Genomic DNA, 20246 nt, shown 5'->3' with positions numbered 1-20246 from the left:
TCAAGTCTTCCTTCTGAACACCAGCCTTTCGGTGTTGGACACCGTGGCGTCGAAACCATAACCCTCGAGATCGAATTTTTCCAGCGCCTTGGGTGTGGCGGCCTTGTGCAGCACCGCCCAGCGCGCGAGCAGGCCGCGGGCGCGCTTGGCATAGAAACTCACGATCTTGTAGCGGTCGCCCTTCCATTCCTCGAACACGCATTCGACCACGCGCGCCTTGAGCGCCTTCCGGTCCACCGAGCGGAAGTATTCCTGCGAGGCCACATTGACCACCACGGGCGTGCGGTCCGCCGCCAGCCGCTGGTTCAGGTGCTCCGCAATGCGCGGGCCCCAGAAGGCATACAGGTCCTTGCCATGCCGGTTGGCAAGCGGCGTGCCCATCTCCAGCCGGTAGGGCTGCAGCAGGTCAAGCGGGCGCAAGAGGCCGTAGAGGCCGCTCAGGATGCAAACGTGCTCCTGCGCCCAGGCCAGCTGCGCGGGTGTGAGCGAGCGCGCATCGAGCCCGCCGTAGACGTCGCCATCGAACGCGAAGGCGGCCTGGCGCGCATTCTTCGGCGTGCTCTTGCCGGACCAGGCCTGGTAGCGCGCCACGTTGAGCGCGGAGAGCTTGTCCGACAGGTGCATGAGTTCGGAGATCTGCTGCGGCGACTTCTCGCGCAGCAGCTTGATCAGTTCGGCCGAGGGGCCGCGGGGGACTTCGAAATGGGGTTGGGTGGCGGGGATTTCGGTGGGAACGGGGGTGTCGTAGTCGAGCGATTTCGCAGGGGAGAGCAGGAAGAGCATCCCGGAATTATGTGGGGTGGGCCTGCCCCGGGGCGGCCCCGGTAAAATCGCCGGCTATCCCATCTTGTCCCCACGGCACCCCCGAAGGCGCCGCTTCTGCATTTCCCATGAGCGAACCCACCACCCCTTCCGCCCAGCCTGGACTGGAGAGCCTCTCCAAGTCGTTCGAACCCGCCGCCATCGAGGCGCACTGGGGCCCCGAGTGGGAGAAGCGCGGCTACGCCAAGGCCGGCTTCCGCGGCACGCAGGCGCCCAAGGAGGGCGCCGATTCCTTCGCCATCCAGCTGCCGCCGCCCAACGTGACGGGCACGCTGCACATGGGCCATGCGTTCAACCACACGATCATGGACAGCTTCACGCGCTACCACCGCATGAAGGGCGACAACACCGTGTGGGTGCCGGGCACCGACCATGCGGGTATCGCGACGCAGATCGTGGTGGAGCGCCAGCTGCAGGAGCAGAAGATCAGCCGCCACGACCTGGGCCGCAAGAACTTCGTGGCGCGCGTGTGGGAATGGAAGGAAAAGTCGGGCAACACCATCACCGAGCAGATGCGCCGCATGGGCGACACGGTCGACTGGAGCCGCGAATACTTCACGATGGACGACGACCTGTCCAAGGTGGTCACGCAGACCTTCGTCTCGCTCTATGAAGAAGGCCTGATCTACCGCGGCAAGCGCCTGGGCAACTGGGACCCGGTGCTCAAGACCTCGGTGAGCGACCTCGAAGTCGAAAGCGAAGAGGAAGACGGCTCGCTCTGGCACATCGCCTACCCGCTGGCAGACGGAAGCGGCACGCTCACGGTGGCCACCACGCGGCCCGAGACCATGCTCGGCGACACGGCCGTGATGGTCCATCCCGAGGACGAGCGCTACCGGCAGCTGATCGGCAAGCAGGTGCGGCTGCCGCTGGTGGACCGGCTGATTCCGATCATTGCCGACGACTACGTCGACAAGGAATTCGGCACCGGCGTGGTCAAGGTCACGCCCGCGCACGACTACAACGACTATGCCGTCGGCCAGCGCCACAAGCTCGAGGTGATCGGCATCCTCACGCTCGACGCCACCATCAACGACAACGCGCCCGAGAAATACCGCGGCATGGACCGCTTCGTGGCGCGCAAGGCCATCGTGGCCGACCTCGATGCGCTCGGCCTTTTGGTCGAGGTGAAGAAGCACAAGCTCATGGTGCCGCGCTGCGCGCGCTCGGGCGCCATCGTCGAGCCGATGCTCACCGACCAGTGGTACGTGGCCATGACGCGGCCCGGCGCCGACGGCCAGTCGATCGCGCAGAAGGCCATCGACGTGGTGAAGTCGGGCGAGGTGCGCTTCGTGCCCGAGAACTGGGTCAACACCTACAACCACTGGATGGAGAACATCCAGGACTGGACCATCTCGCGCCAGCTCTGGTGGGGCCACCAGATCCCGGCCTGGTACGACGAAGACGGCAAGGTGTACGTGGCGCACGACGAGGCCGAGGCGCAGGCCAAGGCGCCGGGCAAGACGCTTCGCCGCGACGAGGACGTGCTCGACACCTGGTATTCGTCCGCGCTGGTGCCCTTCTCTTCGCTCGGCTGGCCCGAAAAGACCAAGGAACTCGAGCTGTACCTGCCCTCGAGCGTGCTCGTGACGGGCTACGACATCATCTTCTTCTGGGTCGCCCGGATGATCATGATGACCAAGCACTTCACCGGCAAGGTGCCGTTCAAGGACGTCTACATCCACGGCGTGGTGCGTGATGCGCAGGGCCGGAAGATGAGCAAGTCCGAAGGCAACGTGCTCGACCCGGTCGACCTGATCGACGGCATCGCACTGCCCGAGTTGCTCGACAAGCGCACGCAGGGCCTGCGCAGGCCCGAGACCGCGCCTGCGGTGCGCAAGAACACGCAGAAGGAATTTCCGGACGGCATTCCGGCCTTCGGCGCCGATGCGCTGCGCTTCACCTTCGCGTCGCTCGCATCGCTCGGCCGCAGCATCAACTTCGACAGCAAGCGCTGCGAGGGCTACCGCAACTTCTGCAACAAGCTCTGGAACGCCACGCGCTTCGTGCTGATGAACTGCGAAGGGCAGGACTGCGGCCTGCGCGAGCACACGAAGGAAGAATGCGCGGTCGGCGGCCCGGCGCACGGCTACCTGAAGTTCAGCCGCGCCGATTTCTGGATCGCATCGCAGCTGCAGCGCGTCGAGGCCGAAGTGGCCAAGGGCTTCGAGGAATACCGGCTCGACAACGTGGCCAACGCCATCTACCAGTTCGCCTGGGACGAGTTTTGCGACTGGTACCTGGAGATCGCCAAGGTGCAGATCCAGACCGGCGACGATGCGCAGAAGCGCGCCACGCGCCGCACGCTGATCCGCACGCTCGAGGCCCTGCTGCGCCTCGCGCATCCGGTGATCCCGTTCATCACCGAGGAACTCTGGCAGAAGGTGGCGCCCGTTGCCGGACGCGAGGGCGAGTCGATCATGGTCGCGGCCTATCCCAAGAGCCAGCCCGGGAAGATCGACGAAGCGGCCGAGGCGCATGTGGCGAGGCTCAAGGCCCTGGTCGACGCCTGCCGCACGCTGCGCGGCGAAATGAACGTGTCGCCCGCAGTGCGCCTGCCGCTCTATGCGGTGGCCGACGATGCCGAAGGCGCGGCGTTCCTGCGCGATGCGGCACCGGTGCTGCAGGCACTGGCCAAGCTCAAGGAAGTGAAGGTCTTCGACGACGAGGCTTCGTGGTCGGCGGCGGCCGAAGCGGCGCCCGTGGCCGTGGTCGGCACGGCGCGCCTGTGCCTGCACATGGAAATCGACAAGGCCGCCGAGCGCGCGCGCATCGGCAAGGAAATTACCCGCATCGAGGGCGAGATCCTCAAGGTGAACGGCAAGCTCGGAAATGAAGCCTTCGTGGCCAAGGCACCGCCGGCCGTGATCGAGCAGGAGCGCAAGCGCCTCGCCGATTTCAGCACCATGCTGGAGCGTCTTCGCGACCAGCTTGTGCGTCTCGGCTGACACACGTGGGCCTGGGCAAGGTTTAGCATGGCAATGACGGCATTTCCGTGCCGCCGTTGATCCATTCGAACCTTCTTCTTCAACTGAACGAACAGACGCCCAAATTGTCCATGCCCACTCCCTCGACACGCATCCGCAAGGCCGTATTTCCTGTTGCAGGTTTCGGCACCCGCTTTCTGCCCGCCACCAAGGCGCAGCCCAAGGAAATGCTGCCGGTTGTCGACAAGCCACTCATCCAGTACGCGGTTGAGGAAGCCTACGCGGCGGGCATTCGCGACATGATTTTCGTAACTGGCCGAAACAAACGTGCCATCGAAGACCACTACGACACCGCTTACGAACTCGAGAGCCAGCTCGAGGCCAGCGGCAAGCTCGAACTGCTCAACATCGCGCGCTCGGTCATGCCCGACGACATGACCTGCTCCTACGTGCGCCAGCCGCGCATGCTGGGCCTTGGCCATGCGGTGCTTTGCGCCGAACACCTCGTGGGCAACGAACCCTTCGCCGTGCTGCTGGCCGACGACCTGATGGTCGGCCCTGTCGATGGCGCACCGGTGCTCGCGCAGATGACGGCCGCCTTCGGCAAGCTCGGTGCTTCGCTGCTCGCGGTGCAGGAAGTGCCGCTCGAACACGTCAAGCGCTACGGCATCGTGGCGGGCGAATCGATCGGCGACGATCTCGTGAAGGTCGATCGCATGGTCGAGAAGCCCTCGCCGGACAAGGCCCCTTCGCGCCTTGGCGTGGCGGGCCGCTACATTCTCACGCCCGGCGTGTTCGACGAGATCCGCAACCAGCCCAAGGGCGCGGGCGGCGAGATCCAGCTCACCGACGGCATCGCGGCGCTGATGAAGAAGGAAGCGGTCTACGCCTATGCCTACAAGGGCACGCGCTACGACTGCGGCAGCAAGGAAGGCTTCCTGCAAGCTTCGGTGGAGCTTGCGCTCGCGCACCCCGAAGTCGGCGGGCAGTTCCGCGAATACCTCAAGAGCCTGGAGCTCTGAAGAAAAAGGGCCCCGACGGGGCCCTTTTCTTTTCCGGCACTCAGCGCCTCTTCAGCACATGGATGAAGTCGCTGCCGATCGTCTGCTGCTCGACCAGTTCGTTGCCGGTCTGCCGCGCAAAGGCCTGGAAGTCGCGCAGCGAGCCCGGGTCGGTCGACACCACCTTCAGCAGCTGGCCGCTCGCCATGTCGTTGAGCGATTTCTTGGCCTTGAGAATGGGCAGCGGGCAGTTCAGGCCCCGTGTGTCGAGTTCGCGGTCAACCTGCATGCTTCGGCTCCTCGGGCGGCAGGTTCAGGCCGCGCCGCCGTTCCTCGTTTTCCGCCGCGGTAAAGAACACCGGCTCGTGTCCGCGCGTGCGCAGCCAGTCGGCCAGTGCATAGCCGGTGCCCGCGGGCCAGCACTTGAGGTCGGGCAGGTCGTAGAGGCGGTAGTCCAGCAGCTCGGGCGAAAGCTTCACCTCGCCATCGGCCACCACGTGGTAGGCAATGATGATCTGGTTCATGCGCTGGAAGTCGTACGCGCCCACGAGCTTGGTCGCGCTCACGTCGAGGTTGGTTTCTTCCTTGACCTCGCGCGCAATGCCTTCCTCGGGCGTTTCGCCGGCTTCCATGAAGCCGGTGATCAGCGCGTACATCTTCACGGGCCAGGCGGCGTTTCGCGCCAGCAGCACCTGTCCGCGGTACTCGACGATGGCCGCGAGCACGGGCGTGGGGTTGTTCCAATGCGTGTGGCCGCAGGACGGGCAGCGCAGGCGCTCCTTGGGACCGCCGTCTTCCATCAGCGCGATCCATTCGAGCGGCGTGGCGCAGGCCTGGCAGAACTTGGGGTGGGCCATGGCTTCGGTCAGGCGGGAAAAACGCCGGTCGAGAGATAGCGGTCGCCGCGGTCGCACACCACGAACACGATGGTCGCGTTCTCGACCGTCTTGGCAACCTCGAGCGCGACCCAGAGCGCGCCGGCCGCGGAGATACCGCCGAAGATGCCCTCTTCACGCGCAAGGCGCCGGCACATCTCTTCGGCGTTGTCCTGGCTCACGCTGATTTCTTCGTCGACCCGGCTCGGGTCGTAGATCTTGGGCAGGTATTCGGCGGGCCACTTGCGGATGCCCGGGATGCGCGAGCCCTCGGCCGGCTGCGCGCCGATGATGCGCACCGCGGGGTTCTTTTCCTTCAGGAAGCGCGAGACGCCGGTGATGGTGCCGGTGGTGCCCATGGCGCTCACGAAATGCGTGATCTTGCCCTTGGTGTCGGCCCAGATCTCGGGGCCGGTGGTCTCGTAGTGGATGCGCGGATTGTCGGCATTGGCGAACTGGTCGAGCACCCGGCCCTTGCCTTGCGCCACCATCTGCTCGGCCAGGTCGCGGGCGTATTCCATGCCGCCGCTCTTGGGCGTGAGCACCAGCTCGGCGCCGAAGGCCTTCATGGTCTGCGCGCGCTCGACGGACAGGTCCTCCGGCATGATCAGCACCATGCGGTAGCCCTTGATGGCCGCCGCCATGGCCAGCGCGATGCCGGTGTTGCCCGAGGTGGCTTCGATCAGCGTGTCGCCGGGCTTGATTTCACCGCGCTCCTCGGCGCGCTTGATCATCGAAAGCGCGGGACGATCCTTCACCGAGCCCGCGGGATTGTTGCCTTCCAGCTTGCCGAGGATCACATTGCCGCGCCTGGCGTTTTCGGCTGCATCGATGCGTTGCAGGGCCACCAGGGGGGTCTTGCCGATGGCGTCTTCGATCGTCGGATAATTCATGGCAACGTCCGCATGGCCGCCCAAAGGACGTTGAGCGCCCCCTCGGGGGGCAGTGAATACGCGAAGTGATGAGCGTGGGGGCAATTCATATTCCCACTGTGCCATAATTTTGGGCTTCCTTCCGGATGTGCCCGGGTGGTGAAATTGGTAGACGCAGGGGACTCAAAATCCCCCACCGAAAGGTGTGCCGGTTCGATTCCGGCCCCGGGCACCATAGCTTTTCAGCTATTGATTCCATATCTTGTTCCGCGACGTGTTCCGCTTTCTTGAAACTTCATCTGCTCGTGCGGCGTGATGTCGCCTTACTGAGCACGTCACCAAGGCCGTTCACGCATTGCAGCGGGAACTGGCCCTCGCGCGGCGCCGACTGATTCTTCTCTCAAGCATCCCCCATTTGGTAACGCTTGACGTTACCAACGCATGGCGTTACCATTTAGCGCATGGCGATCCAGAGCTTCAAGTGCGACGACACCAAGAACCTGTTCGAAGGGCAACGTGTCGCCCGATGGGCCAATCTGGCGACAGTCGCGATGCGCAAGCTGGCAATGCTGAATGCCGCGGGCGTGCTGATCGATCTGCGCGTGCCGCCCGGCAACCGTCTTGAAGCGCTGGCAGGTGACCGCATCGGCCAACACAGCATCCGCGTCAATGATCAATGGCGCGTTTGCTTCGTGTGGACTGAGGCAGGCCCCACCGACGTTGAGATTGTCGATTACCACTGAGTTGCACCTGACGCTGAGAAAAGGAGTTTCTATGACGCGCCAAGTACCGTACCCACACCCAGGCGAGATCCTCGTCGAGGAATTTCTATCGCCAATGGGCATCACGCCGTACAAGCTGGCCCAAGCAATCCATGTCCCGCTGACTCGCATCACGGCAATCATTGCCGGTGAGCGTGGCATCACGGCCGATACCGGGCTTCGGCTGTCGCGTGCGTTCGGTCTGAGCGATGAGTTCTGGATGAACTTGCAGCGCGACTATGACGCCGCCACAACGCGCGACGCGCTGCACGATGAATTGGACGACATTGAGCCGCTGACCTACATGGTCTACGTGAGCAACGCCGACGGCTGCAGCGCGAAGCAGGTCGACGCCGCCCAGAAGCGATACATCCTCGTGCTCTCGCACAGGTTGGGCGGGACGCAAAAGGTGCCCGAGTTCTACGCCTCTTGGTCGAAGTGCTTGCGCGAGGGGAAAAGGGCACTCACGGACGCTGAACGCCGCCAGGTCAAGACGTGGGACGCTGCAGCCCAGGACGCCGAAGCAGCCGCCAAGGAACTACTCGGCAAAGTGAGTAGCCCTTCGTTCCTGGTGACCCTGAGAGATGGATCCGTCAAGCATTGACGTGCAGGCGCCCGACCGTTCAAGTGGGGCGAGCGAGGGCCATGCGAGGTCTTGATCGCCGCTGCACGTGCCCGCCGGATCCCATCTCGGCACCACTCCTCTCCCCTGTCTTGCCTGCCCTCACGCAGCCCCGATCATTTCGGTTGCCGTGACATGGCGCATCGCGTCCGGCACGGCGGCCGCGCGCAGCACCAGCTCCGCCGGCCGATGGCTTGCAGCCCGCACCGCCTGCTGTGGCAGCGCCTCCGACACCCATCCCTTCGCCTGCCATTGCGCCAGCGGCACCAGCGTTCGCAGCCCGCGCGGCGCAGCCTTGCGCAGGGCGCTTCCGACGTTGAACGGCGAAACGTGCGCGACAGCCCCGTGGGCAGCGGCCAGCGCACGCGCATCGAAAGTCAGCAGCACCTGCGGCCGGCCGCGCAGGGCGGCACGATGGCGCTGCACCCTCTCGGGGTCCAGCCAGAAGAACACGCAGCCGTTGAGCAGCGCATACCAGTCGGCCGGCACCAGGCCGGGATCGAGGCAGCGTGCCAGCGCCCCGGGCGGCATGGGCCGCTGGTCGCGGATGTAGCGGCCGTCGGGCAGCGTGACGCCCTCGGGACGGTGTGCGCGCACCGCGGCTTCCACTTCAGGTCCGAAGGCGCCGCGCCGCAGCAGCTCGTCGGCGCTGCACAGCCCCTGCTGCTGCACCGCCGTCCAGTTGGCGGCATCGACGAAATGAAAAGCCTTCGCGGGCAGGTTCGGCACGGCTTCAGGCTGCTGCTGCTTCTTCGCGCAAGCCGGTGTGCACCGTCGGGTGCGCGAGCCGCACGCGCAGTTCGCGCTTGAGGCGCGTGTTGTCGAGCCGGCGCGATTCGCCCATGAAGCTCAGCAGCTGCAACGGCAGCTGGCGCTGGGCTTCCTCGCGCGCCACGCGCGGCGGGCGCGGCATGCCGTACAGGTCGGCCGCCAGGTCGATGTAGTCGCCCATGCGCAGCTCGGTGTCGTCCGAGGCATGCACGATGCGCTGCGGCCGGCCTCGGAACAGCGCCGCCACGCAGGCCCGCGCGAGATCGTCGGCATGGATGTGGCTGGTGAACACGTCGTCCTCGCGCCGCAGCACCGGCGTGCCGCGCGCGAGCCGCTGGCGCGGCGTGCCGCCCTCGCGGTCGGGCGCATAGATGCCCGGGATGCGCAGGATGCTGGCGCGCACGCCCGCGCTGCGGCCGAGCCAGCGCACCGCGCGCTCGGCGTCCACACGGCGGTGGGCGCGCGGTGTGTCGGGCCGCACGGGGCGCGTTTCGCTCACGCGCGCGCCGCCGCAGTCGCCATAGACGCCGCTGGTGGAGCCGTAGACGAACGCAAGCGGCACGGAACGCAGCCGCAGCGCGCGCGCCAGCGCGGTGGTGCGCTGGTCGCGCCACCAGGCGGTACCACCGTCGCGCGCCGGTGGCGCCAGGTGCAGCACGCGGGTGGCCACGCCAGCCAGGCGGCGCAGCGTGGCCGGATCGTCCAGATTGCCCTGGAGCGGACGGATGCCGGCCGCCCGCAGGGCCGGCATCCGCTCGCTCGATGAAGTGAGCGCCACCAGCTGCACGCGGCCGCGCAGGCTGCGCGCCACGCGCTGGCCGACGTCCCCGCAGCCCACGATCAGCAGGCGTTCGCGGCGAAAGCGCGCCGGCAGCGCGCCGGAAGGGCTATTGATTGAAGGCAAAATCCGAGTTCCTTTCCCTTTTCAGACCCAGGCTGAAACAAGCCGAAGAATACCGATGACTGTTGCAGCGCCGCACGAAGCGGGCTTTTCCATCACCGTCGAGCCCAGCGGGCGTCATTTCGTGGTGCATGGCGACGAAACCATTCTCGCGGCCGGCATCCGCCAGGGCATCGGCCTTCCCTATGGCTGCAAGGACGGCGCCTGCGGCTCGTGCAAGTGCAGGAAGCTCTCGGGCGAGGTCGAGCTCGGTCCGCACCAGAGCAAGGCGCTGAGCGCCGAAGAGCAGCTGGCGGGCTTCGTGCTCACCTGCTGCGCCCATGCCAAGAGCGACGTGGTGCTCGAGTCGCGCCAGGTCACCGAGGCCGGTGCCCTGCCGATCCGCAAGATGCCGGTGCGGGTGCTGGCGCTCACGCGGCTCTCCCACGACGTGATGAAAGTGCGTCTGCAGCTGCCGGCCGGCGAGCCGCTGCAGTTCCATGCGGGCCAGTATGTGGAATTCATCCTGCGCGACGGCGCGCGCCGCAGCTACTCGATGGCCAATGCGCCGCACACGCTGGCCGAGCCGGGCACGGGCATCGAGCTGCACCTGCGGCATCTGCCGGGCGGCAAGTTCACCGACCATGTGTTCGGCGCCATGAAGGAAAAGGAAATCCTCCGCATCGAAGGCCCCTACGGCAGCTTCTTCCTGCGCGAGGATTCGGCCAAGCCGATGATCCTGCTGGCCTCGGGCACCGGCTTCGCGCCCATCAAGGCGCTGCTGGAGCACATGAAGTTCAAGGGCATCGAGCGGGCCGCCACGCTCTACTGGGGCGGCCGCCGGCCCGAAGACCTCTACATGGACGCCTGGGTGCGCGAGCAGCTCAAGGAGATGCCGAACCTGCGCTATGTGCCGGTCATCTCCAACGCCACGCCGGAAGACAACTGGACCGGCCGCACGGGCTTCGTGCACCGCGCGGTGCTGGAAGACTTTGCCGACCTTTCGGGCCACCAGGTGTATGCCTGCGGCGCGCCGATCGTGGTCGACTCGGCCCGGCACGACTACGTGGCGCTGGCCGGCCTGCCCGACGAAGAATTCTTTGCCGACGCGTTCACCACCGAGGCCGACAAGGCGCTTCCCTGATCCCGCTTTCCCTTCCCCCGAGACATAAAAGAATGAAGACGAGACACTTCCTCCTCGCGCTGCTCGCCAGCGCCACGCTGCTGGCCACCGGCCAGGCCGCGGCCCAGCAGCAGCGCCCGATCCGCCTCGTGGTGCCCTACGCCGCCGGCGGCCCCATCGACGTCACGGCCCGCATGCTGGCCGAACGCGTGAAGGACTCCCTGGGCACGGTCATCATCGACAACAAGCCCGGTGCGGGCGGCAACATCGGCGCCGACATCGTGGCCAAGGCGGCGCCCGACGGCCTCACCATCGGCATTGCGGCCACCGCCACCCATGCGGTGAATCCGTGGCTCTACAGCAAGATCCCGTTCAATGCGGCGACCGACTTCGCGCCCATCACGCAGATGGTGCGCGTGCCGAACGTGCTGGTGATGAACGCGGAAACGGCGCAGCGCCTGAAGATCAACACCGTGGCCGACCTGATCCGCTACGCCAAGGCCAACCCCGCCAAGCTCAACTACGGCAGCGGTGGCAACGGCAGCGCCGGCCATCTGGCGGGCGAGCTGTTCAAGAAGCAGGCCGGCATCTTCGCGCTGCACATTCCGTACAACGGCGGCAATCCGGCGCAGCTGGCGCTACTCTCGGGCCAGGTCGACTTCAACTTCGACAACCTTGCCACGGCGGCGCCGAACATCCGCTCGGGCAAGCTCAAGGCCATTGCGGTCACGACCTTGCAGCACAGCAGCGCCATGCCCGAGCTGCCGCCGGTGGCCGACACGCTCAAGGGCTTCTCGATCGACACCTGGTGGGGGCTGGTGGCACCGGCCGGCACGCCGCACGACGTGGTCGTGAAGCTCAACCAGGCCTTCGTGGCGGCGCTCAATGCGCCGGAGACGAAGACCCGTTTCGCCACGCTGCTGGCCGAGCCGGTCGCCAATTCGCCCGAGCAGTTCGGCGCGTTCATGAAGAGCGAACTCTCCAAGTACGAAGCCGTCGTGAAGGCAACCGGCGCCAGGGTCGACTGACCCCGGAGATTATTCGCCCAGGTAGGCGGCGCGCACGCGCGGGTCGCTCAGCAGATCCTTGGCGTCGCCCGTCATCGTGATGAGGCCCGACTCCATCACGTAGCCGCGGTCGGCCAGCTGCAGCGCGCGGTTGGCGTTCTGCTCCACCAGCAGAATGGTCACGCCCTGCGCGGCCACGGTCTGCACCACTTCGAAGATCTTGTCGCACATGATCGGCGACAGGCCCATGGTGGGCTCGTCGAGCAGCAGCACCTTGGGGCGCGCCATGAGCGCGCGGCCCATGGCCAGCATCTGCTGTTCGCCGCCCGACATGGTGCCCGCGAGCTGGTCCTTGCGCTCGCGCAGGCGCGGGAAAGTCACGAACACGCGCTCCATGTCGCTGGCGATCTCGGCCTTGTCGTTGCGGATGTAGGCACCGATCTGCAGGTTCTCGGTGATCGTCATGCGCGTGAACACGCCGCGGCCTTCGGGCACCATCACGAGGCCCTCGCCCACCAGGTCCCAGGCGCCGCGGCCCTTGATGTTGCGGCCCAGGAACTCGATGCTGCCGGCGCCCGCTGGCAGCGTGCCGGTGATCGCCTTCATGGTGGTGGTCTTGCCGGCACCGTTGGAACCGATCAGCGACACCAGTTCGCCTTCGTGAACCTCGAAGTCCACGCCCTTCACCGCCTGGATGCCGCCGTAGCCGACCTTGAGGCCGCTGACCTTGAGCAGCGTCTTGCCAGGGGCGTTGGCCGCGGTCTTGGGCGGAGTTGCAGTTGCCGTTGCTGTCGTCGTTGTTTCTTCTGCGCTCGTCATTGTCGTCGTCGCCATTTCAGTGTCCTCCGGTGCCGAGGTAGGCCTCGATCACCTTCTCGTTCTTCTGCACGTCGTAGGGCGTGCCTTCGGCAATCTGCTTGCCGTAGTCGAGCACGGTGACGCGGTCGCACAGGCCCATGATGAGCTTGACGTCGTGTTCGATGATGAGGATGGTGCGGTCGTCCTTGCGGATGCGGTCGATCAGCTCGCGCAGCAGCACCTTCTCGGTCGAGTTCATGCCGGCGGCGGGCTCGTCGAGCGCGATGAGCTGCGGGTCGGTGGCCAGTGCGCGCGCAATCTCGAGCCGGCGCTGGTCGCCGTACGACAGCGTGCGCGCCTTGTAGTCGGCAAACTTGCCGATGCCCACGTAGTCGAGCAGTTCCTGCGCACGGTCGGCAATGGCCTTTTCCTCGGCCTTGAACGAACGGGTGCGCAGCATGGCGCCGAACACGCCCGAATGGGTGCGGATGTGGCGCCCCACCATGACGTTCTCGAGCGCCGTCATTTCGGAGAACAGGCGGATGTTCTGGAAGGTGCGCGCAATGCCGGCCTTGGCCACTTCGTGCACGGCCGTGGGCTGGTAGGGCTTGCCGGCCAACTCGAAGCTGCCGCTGTCGGGCGTGTAGAGCCCGGTGATCACGTTGAAGAACGTGGTCTTGCCGGCGCCGTTGGGGCCGATGAGGCCATAGACCTGGCCGCGCTTGATGGTGATGCCGACGTCGGAAAGCGCCTGCAGGCCGCCGAAGCGCTTGGAGATTCCGCGGACGTCGAGGATGGTGTCTGTCGTCATGTTGATGTTTTCCTTCGGCTCACGGATTGATCGACATGGGACGCGAGGCCGCACCCGGCAGCTCGTCGGCGGGCGTCTCGATGCCCGGCGCGTGGGTCTGCAGCGAGCCTGGCGCCACCGGGGCGTCGGGGGCGATTCCGCCCTTGCGCTGCAAGGTCTTGCCATGCTCCGGCGAAGGCCAGAGGCCGCGCGGACGCACCAGCATGATCACGATCATGGCCAGCGCGATGAAGAGCTGGCGCAGGATGGACGCGTCGAGTCGGCCGTCGGTCATGGCCTGCAGCGGCCCGGCCACGTAGCGCAGCACCTCGGGCAGCGCGGCCAGCAGCACGGCGCCCAGGATCACGCCCGGCAGGTGGCCGATGCCGCCCAGCACCACCATGGCGACGATCATCACCGACTCCATGAGGCTGAACGACTCGGGCGAAACGAAGCCCTGGAAGGCCGCGAACATGGCGCCCGACACGCCGCCGAAGCTCGCGCCCATGCCGAAGGCCAAGAGCTTCATGTTGCGGGTGTTGATGCCCATGGCCTTGGCGGCGATCTCGTCTTCGCGGATGGCCATCCAGGCGCGGCCGATGCGCGACATCTGCAGGCGGTGCGAAATGATGATCGTGGCCACCACCAGCGCAAGGAACAGGTAGTAGTAGAGCGTGACCGACGAGATCGTGAAGCCGTCGAACTTCCAGGCCTTGCCCAGGTCGAGCCCCCAGAACTTGACGGAGTCGATGGCGGTGATGCCCTTCGGCCCGTTGGTGATGTTGATCGGCTGGTCGAGGTTGTTCAGGAACACCCGGATGATCTCGCCGAAGCCGAGCGTCACGATGGCCAGGTAGTCGCCGCGCAGCTTGAGCGTGGGCGCGCCGAGCATCACGCCCAGCACCCCGGCCACCACCAGCGCCAGCGGTATCACGATGAGCAGCGAGGTGTGCAGCCCGTTCGGGAACATGGCCTTGAACCACGGGAAGGTGTCGGACAGGTGCGACGAGCCCATCAGCGCGAAGAGGTAGGCCCCCACGGCAAAGAAGGCGACATAGCCCAGGTCGAGCAGGCCGGCGTAGCCGACGACGATGTTCAGGCCGAGCGAGAGCATCACGTAGAGCAATGCGATGTCGGCAATGCGCACCCAGGCGTTGCCCTGGCTCTGCAGGAAGATCGGCAGCGCGAGCACGGCGACGACGCCGAGAACGTAGAGAGCGAGGTTCTTGCTGTTTTTCATGGTGTGCTGCTCCTCAGGCCCGATCCGCCACGCGCTCGCCGAGCAGGCCCGAGGGCCGCAGCGTGAGCATGACGATCAACACGATGAAAGCGAAGATGTCGCTGTAGTTGCTGCCCAGCACGCCGCCGGTCAGCGAACCGATGTAGCCGGAGCCGATGGCCTCGATCAGTCCGAGCAGGATGCCGCCGACCACCGCGCCGGCCAGGTTGCCGATACCGCCGAACACCGCCGCGGTGAAGGCCTTGAGGCCGGGCAGGAAGCCCATCGCGTGCTGCGCGATGCCGTAGTTGGAGGCGTACATGACGCCCGCGATGGCCGCGAGCACGGCACCGATGATGAAGGTGGCCGAAATGACCATGTCGGGCCGGATGCCCATGAGCGCCGCGACGCGCGGGTTCTCGGCGGTGGCGCGCATCGCGCGGCCGAGCTTGGTGTAGTTGACCAGCCACATCAGCACCACGAGCGAGAACGCCGTGACGCTCAGGATCATGACCTGCGTGGGCGAGATCACCGCGCCGCCCACCTCGATGGGCGTGGTCGACAGCAGGTTGGGATAGGCCTTGTTGGTGGGCTTCCAGATGATCATGGCCAGCGTCTGCAGCAGGATCGACATGCCGATGGCCGTGATCAGCGGCGCGAGCTTGGGACTGTTGCGAAGCGGCCGGTAGGCGACCTTCTCGATCACGAAGTTGAGCGTGGCTGCAACGATGCAGGCGATGATCAGCGCGATGATGAGGATCAGCCAGCCGGGCGTGCCGGGCATGGATTCCTTCATGAGTCCGATGATGGTCCAGCTCGTGAGCGCCCCCACCATCAGCACTTCGCCGTGCGCAAAATTGATCAGATTGATGATGCCGTACACCATGGTGTAGCCCAAGGCTATCAAGGCATACATGCTGCCCAGGACCAGACCGTTGATGATCTGCTGCAGCAATATTTCCATAACGCGTTCCCTATTTGTTGCACCGTTGCGGGGTGCTGTTCACCCACCTTGGCACCGGTTTGGCACCTTGGCTTGATAAGCAAAAAACCAGCCAACATGTGCCGCTGGCTGATTTGTGGCCGGGATTGTAAGCACCCACCAGCGCCGATTTGGTGCGCCTTGCCCGGGGTTTACCCGCTCACGCCATGCTGTATGCGAGTGAAGTCATGCATGGCGTACGCGCATGGTGAAAAGGCGTATCACTCCTCGCGCTGGCCGTTCAGGCGGCGCAGTTCGCGCAGTTTTTCCGCGATGCGGATTTCGAGCCCGCGCTCGACGGGCTGGTAGAAAACCTGGCCCTCGAGGCCATCGGGCAGGTAGCGCTCGCCCGCGGCAAAGCCGCCCTCCTCGTCGTGCGCGTAGCGGTACCCCTTGCCGTAGTCGAGGTCCTTCATGAGCTTGGTGGGCGCGTTTCGCAAGTGCATCGGCACGGGACGCGTGCTGTCCTTCTTGATGAGCGCGCGCACGGCGTTGTAGGCGGCGTAGACGGCGTTCGACTTGGGTGCCATCGCCAGGTAGATCACGCACTCGGCCAGCGCGAGTTCGCCTTCGGGCGTGCCCAGGCGCTCATACACCTCGGCGGCGTCGAGCGCGAGCCGCAGCGCGCGCGGATCGGCCAGTCCGATGTCCTCGCTGGCCATGCGCACCAGCCGGCGCGCCATGTAGCGCGGATCGGCACCGCCGTCGAGCATGCGCACGAACCAGTAGAGCGAGGCGTCGGGGTCGCTGCCGCGCACCGACTTGTGCAGCGCGCTGATGGTGTCGTAGAACTGCTCGCCGCCCTTGTCGTAGCGCCGCATGCGCTCGCCGAGCACGCGCAGCAGCCATTCGTCGGTGATGTGGCCGAGCTTCTCGGCGCGGGCCGCGACGGCCAGCGTCTCGAGCGTGTTGAGCAGGCGCCGCGCATCGCCGTCGGCATAGGCAACCAGCCGGTCGATGGCCGTATCCTCGATGCCGGGAACCGCCTGGATGGCCTGCGCCTTGGCGACGATCTGCTTGAGATCGGCCTCGGTGAGCGGTTGCAGCACGTACACGGCCGCACGCGAAAGCAACGCCGAGTTGACCTCGAACGACGGGTTCTCGGTGGTGGCGCCGATGAAGGTGAACAGCCCCGATTCCACATGCGGCAGGAACGCGTCCTGCTGGCTCTTGTTGAACCGGTGCACCTCGTCGACGAAGACGATCGTGCGCCGCTGCTCCAGGCCGTCGCGCTCCGCAGTGGCGCGTTCGACCGCCTCGCGGATGTCCTTGACCCCGCCGAGCACGGCGCTGATGCTGAGGAACTGCGCATCGAAGGCATCGGCCATCAGCCGCGCAATGGTCGTCTTGCCGGTGCCGGGCGGCCCCCAGAGGATGCAGGAATGCGGCTGGCCCGATTCGAAGGCAATGCGCAGCGGCATGCCCGGCCCCAGCAGGTGCTGCTGGCCGATGACCTCGCCGAGCGTCTTCGGACGCAGGCGCTCGGCAAGGGGTTGATGCGAACTGGTGGCCAAACCTGCGGTGCGTCTGGTGGCTGCTATTGCTTGATGACGTCGGCGCCAGCGGGTGCCTTGAACTCGAACGCGCTGGCAGGCAGCGCCGGATTCACTTCGACCTTGCTGAACTTGAGCACCGAGCGCTGCCCGAAGCTGTCAAGAATTTCGAGCGCTGCCAGCGCGTCGCCCTGGAAGCCGACCTGCACATTCTGCAGCTGGCCGTCCTTGTTCTTTGGCGTGGCCTTGACCCACTGCAGGCCGTCGCGCTCGGGCGCGGCCTCGAGCGTGAAGTCGGCCTGCAGCGCGCGCAAGTCGGGTGCCGCGGCAATCAGTGCGGCGGGCGTCGAGCCCAGCGCCTGCGACTGGGCGCGCTGCGTGACCTGGTTCAGGTCGGCGTCGTAGAGCCACAGCGTCTTGCCATCGGCCACGATGCTCTGGGCGAAGGGCTTCTGGTAGTCGAACTTGAATTTGCCGGGCCGCTGGAATTCGAAGGTGCCGGTGGAGGTCTTGGTGCGGCCGGGCTGGCCTTCGCGCGGCGGCGCCGTCACGGTCTGGGTGAACTCGGCACGGCCCGACTTGACCGTCTTCACGAAGGCCTCGAGGCTTTCAAGGCCGCCGGCCCAGGCGTTGGCGGAACACAGGAGGCCGATCAACAGCCAATGGCGAATTTTCAATTGGGGTTCCTCTGGAAGCGATGGCGTTGGCATGACCATACCCCGCTGCGCGTTGCGCCATGTGCGGGGCTTCATGAAGTTATGCAACGTTATTGCAGCTTTTGCAAAGTGGCTGTCAGTGCGTAACGCCGGGGTCCGCAGGCATTGGCCGGCTATTCGGCGCGCGCCGGCACCAGGATCTCGCGCTGGCCGCTGCCGCTCATGGCACTGACGAGGCCCGCCTTCTCCATGTCTTCCACCAGCCGCGCCGCGCGGTTGTAGCCGATCTTCAAATGCCGCTGCACCAGCGAGATGCTGGCCTTGCGGTTCTTCAGCACCACCTCGACCGCCTGGTCGTACATCGGGTCCTTCTCGGCATCGCCGCCCTCGCCCAGCATGTCGCCGTCGCCGTCGACCGTGCCGCCTTCGAGCACGCCTTCGATGTAGTCGGGCTCGCCCTGGCTCTTGAGGTAGGCCACCACGCGGTGCACTTCCTCGTCGCTCACGAACGCGCCGTGCACGCGGATCGGGAGGCCCGTACCGCTCGGCATGTAGAGCATGTCGCCCATGCCCAGCAGCGCTTCGGCGCCCATCTGGTCGAGGATGGTGCGGCTGTCGATCTTGCTCGACACCTGGAAGGCAATGCGCGTGGGAATATTGGCCTTGATGAGGCCGGTGATCACGTCGACGCTGGGCCGCTGCGTGGCCAGGATCAGGTGGATGCCGGCGGCGCGCGCCTTCTGCGCGAGGCGGGCGATGAGCTCTTCGATCTTCTTGCCCACCACCATCATCAGGTCGGCCAGCTCGTCGATCACCACCACGATGTGCGGCTCGCGCTTGAGCGGCTCGGGATCGTCGGGCGTGAGGCTGAAGGGGTTGTAGATGAACTCCTCGCGCGCCTTGGCCTCGTCGATCTTGGTGTTGTAGCCGGCCAGGTTGCGCACGCCCAGCTTGCTCATGAGCTTGTAGCGGCGCTCCATCTCGGCCACGCACCAGTTCAGGCCGTGCGCGGCCTGGCGCATGTCGGTGACCACGGGCGCCAGCAGGTGCGGAATGCCTTCGTAGACCGACATTTCGAGCATCTTCGGGTCGATCATGAGCAGGCGGACGTCGCGTGCCTCGGCCTTGTAGAGCAGCGAAAGGATCATCGCGTTGATGCCCACCGACTTGCCCGAACCGGTAGTACCGGCCACCAGCACGTGCGGCATCTTTGCCAGGTCGGCCACCACGGGGTTGCCGATGATGTCCTTGCCCAGGCCCATCGTCAGGAAGGACTTGCCCTCGTTGTAGACCTGCGAGCCGAGGATTTCGCTGAGCTTGATCGACTGCCGCTTGGCGTTCGGCAGTTCGAGCGCCATGTAGTTCTTGCCCGGAATGGTTTCGACCACGCGGATCGACACCAGCGAGAGCGAGCGCGCCAGGTCCTTGGCCAGGCCGACGATCTGCGAGCCCTTGACGCCGGTGGCCGGCTCGATCTCGTAGCGCGTGATCACCGGCCCCGGCGACGCCAGCACGACGTGCACCTCGACGCCGAAATCCTTGAGCTTTTTCTCGATCATGCGCGAGGTCATCTCGAGCGTGTCGGCCGAGACCGTTTCCTGGCGCGCCTGCGCGGCGTCGAGCAGGTCGACCTGCGGCAGCTTGCTGTCGGGCAGTTCCTTGAAGAGCGGCTTCTGGCGCTCCTTGACGACGCGGTCGCTGCGGGGCACCTCGGTCATCGCAGGCTCGATCTGCACCGGCGGCGACGCCGCGCGGCGCTTCGGCCGCGGCTCGATGCGCAGTTCTTCGTCGCCATCGGCATCCGCCAGCTCGCCGCCGGCCGCTGCGCGCGAGAACGGCAGGTCTTCGGCCTCGGCACGCTCGCGGGCGGCCTGCTTGCCCATGGCGATGTCGGCCGCCATTTCGCGCTTTTCGCGGCGCGACTCGAACAGCGAATAGGCGCGCGCGCCAATGCGCTCGGCGATCTGGCTCCACGAGAAGCGAAACACCAGCGCCGAGCCGATCACGCCGGCGGCAATGGCCACCAGCGCCGAGCCCGTAAAGCCCATCCAGCGCACGCTGGCCGGGCCCACCAGGTAGCCCAGCGCGCCGCCGCCCGAACCCGGCAAGTGGGATTCGAGCCGGTACAGGCGCGACCATTCGAGCACCGCACTCGCGCACAGCAGCAGCACCAGGCCGAACCAGAAAGCCAGGCGGCTGCGGTTGAAGCGCCCGCGCACCGGCTGCTCGGCCGGCGCAGCGTCGCCGCCGCGCAGCCAGTTGGCCAGCGACGAGAGCCATGCCCGCAATCCCGCCGCCAGGCACCACCAGACCGAATAGCCCGCCAGAAAATAGCTGCCGTCGGCCAGCCAGGCGCCGATGCGGCCGCCCCAGTTCTTGATCTCGCCGCCGGTGCCGGAGGTCGACCAGGCCGCATCGGAAGGCGTGAAGCTCAGCATGGCCAGCAGCCAGAACAGGAGCCCCGCAAAGCCTGCGATCAGCGTGATCTCGTGGGCGAAGCGCATCGCGCGCATGCGCACGGGCTGCCCTTCGGCGGCGGAAGAAGATTGAAGCGTATTGAGCGAATAAGTCATGAAAAACGCGGCACCGAGCCCTTCGAAGCGGCGGCTGGGTGCCTGAACACTACAACAAAAGGGCGCGGCCGCCA

General features: G+C 66.1%; 19 protein-coding genes and 1 tRNA gene. 7 read left to right on the top strand and 13 right to left on the bottom strand.

What is annotated here, in order from left to right; all coding sequences use genetic code 11:
• Complete coding sequence (gene yaaA / locus RZE77_RS06320) at nt 1-783, bottom strand: peroxide stress protein YaaA (protein WP_319441139.1); 783 nt, start codon at nt 781-783, stop codon at nt 1-3.
• 107 nt (nt 784-890) lie between these two features.
• On the opposite strand from yaaA, the gene RZE77_RS06315 reads away from it, so the two are divergent.
• Both RZE77_RS06315 and galU read left to right on the top strand, forming a co-directional pair.
• Nucleotides 891-3770, top strand: a complete 2880-nt coding sequence (locus RZE77_RS06315; protein WP_319441138.1) for a valine--tRNA ligase — start codon at nt 891-893, stop codon at nt 3768-3770.
• A 110-nt stretch (nt 3771-3880) separates the two neighbouring features.
• Complete coding sequence (gene galU / locus RZE77_RS06310) at nt 3881-4771, top strand: UTP--glucose-1-phosphate uridylyltransferase GalU (RefSeq protein WP_319441137.1); 891 nt, start codon at nt 3881-3883, stop codon at nt 4769-4771.
• Nucleotides 4772-4811: 40 nt separating this feature from the next.
• Here galU and RZE77_RS06305 read toward each other — a convergent pair whose 3' ends face one another.
• The 3 genes from RZE77_RS06305 to cysM are packed head-to-tail and all read right to left on the bottom strand — an operon-like array spanning nt 4812 to nt 6518.
• A complete protein-coding gene (locus RZE77_RS06305) occupies nt 4812-5039 on the bottom strand; it encodes a sulfurtransferase TusA family protein (RefSeq protein WP_012746445.1) in 228 nt (75 codons plus the stop codon).
• Nucleotides 5029-5607 carry an NUDIX hydrolase gene (locus RZE77_RS06300; protein WP_319441136.1) on the bottom strand — a complete coding sequence of 193 codons (579 nt, stop codon included), beginning with the start codon at nt 5605-5607 and terminating at the stop codon, nt 5029-5031. Before RZE77_RS06300 ends, RZE77_RS06305 begins: the two co-directional genes overlap by 11 nt.
• 8 nt (nt 5608-5615) lie before the next feature.
• A complete protein-coding gene (cysM, locus tag RZE77_RS06295; protein WP_012746443.1) occupies nt 5616-6518 on the bottom strand; it encodes a cysteine synthase CysM in 903 nt (300 codons plus the stop codon).
• A gap of 129 nt (nt 6519-6647) precedes the next feature.
• On the opposite strand from cysM, the gene RZE77_RS06290 reads away from it, so the two are divergent.
• The 3 genes from RZE77_RS06290 to RZE77_RS06280 all read left to right on the top strand — a co-directional run bounded on the left by RZE77_RS06290 (nt 6648) and on the right by RZE77_RS06280 (nt 7862).
• Nucleotides 6648-6732: transfer RNA gene (locus tag RZE77_RS06290), tRNA-Leu, on the top strand.
• A gap of 226 nt (nt 6733-6958) precedes the next feature.
• Entirely contained in the window at nt 6959-7240 is a 282-nt protein-coding gene (locus tag RZE77_RS06285) for a type II toxin-antitoxin system RelE/ParE family toxin (protein WP_319441135.1), read from the top strand.
• Between the two features lie 31 nt (nt 7241-7271).
• Nucleotides 7272-7862, top strand: coding sequence for a HigA family addiction module antitoxin (locus RZE77_RS06280; protein WP_018903184.1), 591 nt, complete (start codon nt 7272-7274; stop codon nt 7860-7862).
• A 120-nt stretch (nt 7863-7982) separates the two neighbouring features.
• Here RZE77_RS06280 and RZE77_RS06275 read toward each other — a convergent pair whose 3' ends face one another.
• Entirely contained in the window at nt 7983-8609 is a 627-nt protein-coding gene (locus RZE77_RS06275) for a DUF7002 family protein (protein ID WP_319441134.1), read from the bottom strand.
• Nucleotides 8610-8613: 4 nt separating this feature from the next.
• Nucleotides 8614-9555, bottom strand: coding sequence for an SDR family oxidoreductase (locus RZE77_RS06270; protein WP_319441133.1), 942 nt, complete (start codon nt 9553-9555; stop codon nt 8614-8616).
• A gap of 55 nt (nt 9556-9610) precedes the next feature.
• Between RZE77_RS06270 and RZE77_RS06265 the strand changes: the two genes are divergently transcribed.
• Both RZE77_RS06265 and RZE77_RS06260 read left to right on the top strand, forming a co-directional pair.
• Nucleotides 9611-10675 carry a CDP-6-deoxy-delta-3,4-glucoseen reductase gene (locus RZE77_RS06265; RefSeq protein ID WP_124957302.1) on the top strand — a complete coding sequence of 355 codons (1065 nt, stop codon included), beginning with the start codon at nt 9611-9613 and terminating at the stop codon, nt 10673-10675.
• Nucleotides 10676-10707: 32 nt separating this feature from the next.
• Nucleotides 10708-11682 (top strand): Bug family tripartite tricarboxylate transporter substrate binding protein, encoded by a 975-nt coding sequence (locus RZE77_RS06260; RefSeq protein ID WP_319441132.1) that lies wholly within the window; start codon nt 10708-10710, stop codon nt 11680-11682.
• A 9-nt stretch (nt 11683-11691) separates the two neighbouring features.
• Here RZE77_RS06260 and RZE77_RS06255 read toward each other — a convergent pair whose 3' ends face one another.
• The 7 genes from RZE77_RS06255 to RZE77_RS06225 all read right to left on the bottom strand — a co-directional run bounded on the left by RZE77_RS06255 (nt 11692) and on the right by RZE77_RS06225 (nt 20172).
• Nucleotides 11692-12480 (bottom strand): ABC transporter ATP-binding protein, encoded by a 789-nt coding sequence (locus tag RZE77_RS06255; RefSeq protein WP_319442312.1) that lies wholly within the window; start codon nt 12478-12480, stop codon nt 11692-11694.
• 16 nt (nt 12481-12496) lie between these two features.
• The gene (locus RZE77_RS06250; RefSeq protein WP_124957304.1) at nt 12497-13270 is read right to left on the bottom strand and encodes an ABC transporter ATP-binding protein; all 774 of its coding nucleotides are present in this window, start codon (nt 13268-13270) and stop codon (nt 12497-12499) included.
• A 19-nt stretch (nt 13271-13289) separates the two neighbouring features.
• The gene (locus RZE77_RS06245; RefSeq protein ID WP_319430410.1) at nt 13290-14489 is read right to left on the bottom strand and encodes an ABC transporter permease subunit; all 1200 of its coding nucleotides are present in this window, start codon (nt 14487-14489) and stop codon (nt 13290-13292) included.
• 13 nt (nt 14490-14502) lie between these two features.
• Complete coding sequence (locus RZE77_RS06240; protein ID WP_215246055.1) at nt 14503-15432, bottom strand: branched-chain amino acid ABC transporter permease; 930 nt, start codon at nt 15430-15432, stop codon at nt 14503-14505.
• Between the two features lie 239 nt (nt 15433-15671).
• Nucleotides 15672-16964 carry a replication-associated recombination protein A gene (locus tag RZE77_RS06235; protein WP_319441131.1) on the bottom strand — a complete coding sequence of 431 codons (1293 nt, stop codon included), beginning with the start codon at nt 16962-16964 and terminating at the stop codon, nt 15672-15674.
• Nucleotides 16965-16987: 23 nt separating this feature from the next.
• Complete coding sequence (gene lolA / locus RZE77_RS06230; RefSeq protein WP_012746433.1) at nt 16988-17620, bottom strand: outer membrane lipoprotein periplasmic chaperone LolA; 633 nt, start codon at nt 17618-17620, stop codon at nt 16988-16990.
• 152 nt (nt 17621-17772) lie between these two features.
• Nucleotides 17773-20172, bottom strand: a complete 2400-nt coding sequence (locus RZE77_RS06225; RefSeq protein ID WP_319441130.1) for a DNA translocase FtsK — start codon at nt 20170-20172, stop codon at nt 17773-17775.
• Between the last annotated feature and the right edge of the window lie 74 nt (nt 20173-20246).

The sequence above is a fragment of the Variovorax sp. SPNA7 genome (assembly GCF_033807855.1).
In the GTDB taxonomy this organism is placed as follows: domain Bacteria; phylum Pseudomonadota; class Gammaproteobacteria; order Burkholderiales; family Burkholderiaceae_C; genus Variovorax; species Variovorax beijingensis.
This window is presented reverse-complemented; position numbering and strand designations above follow the sequence as displayed.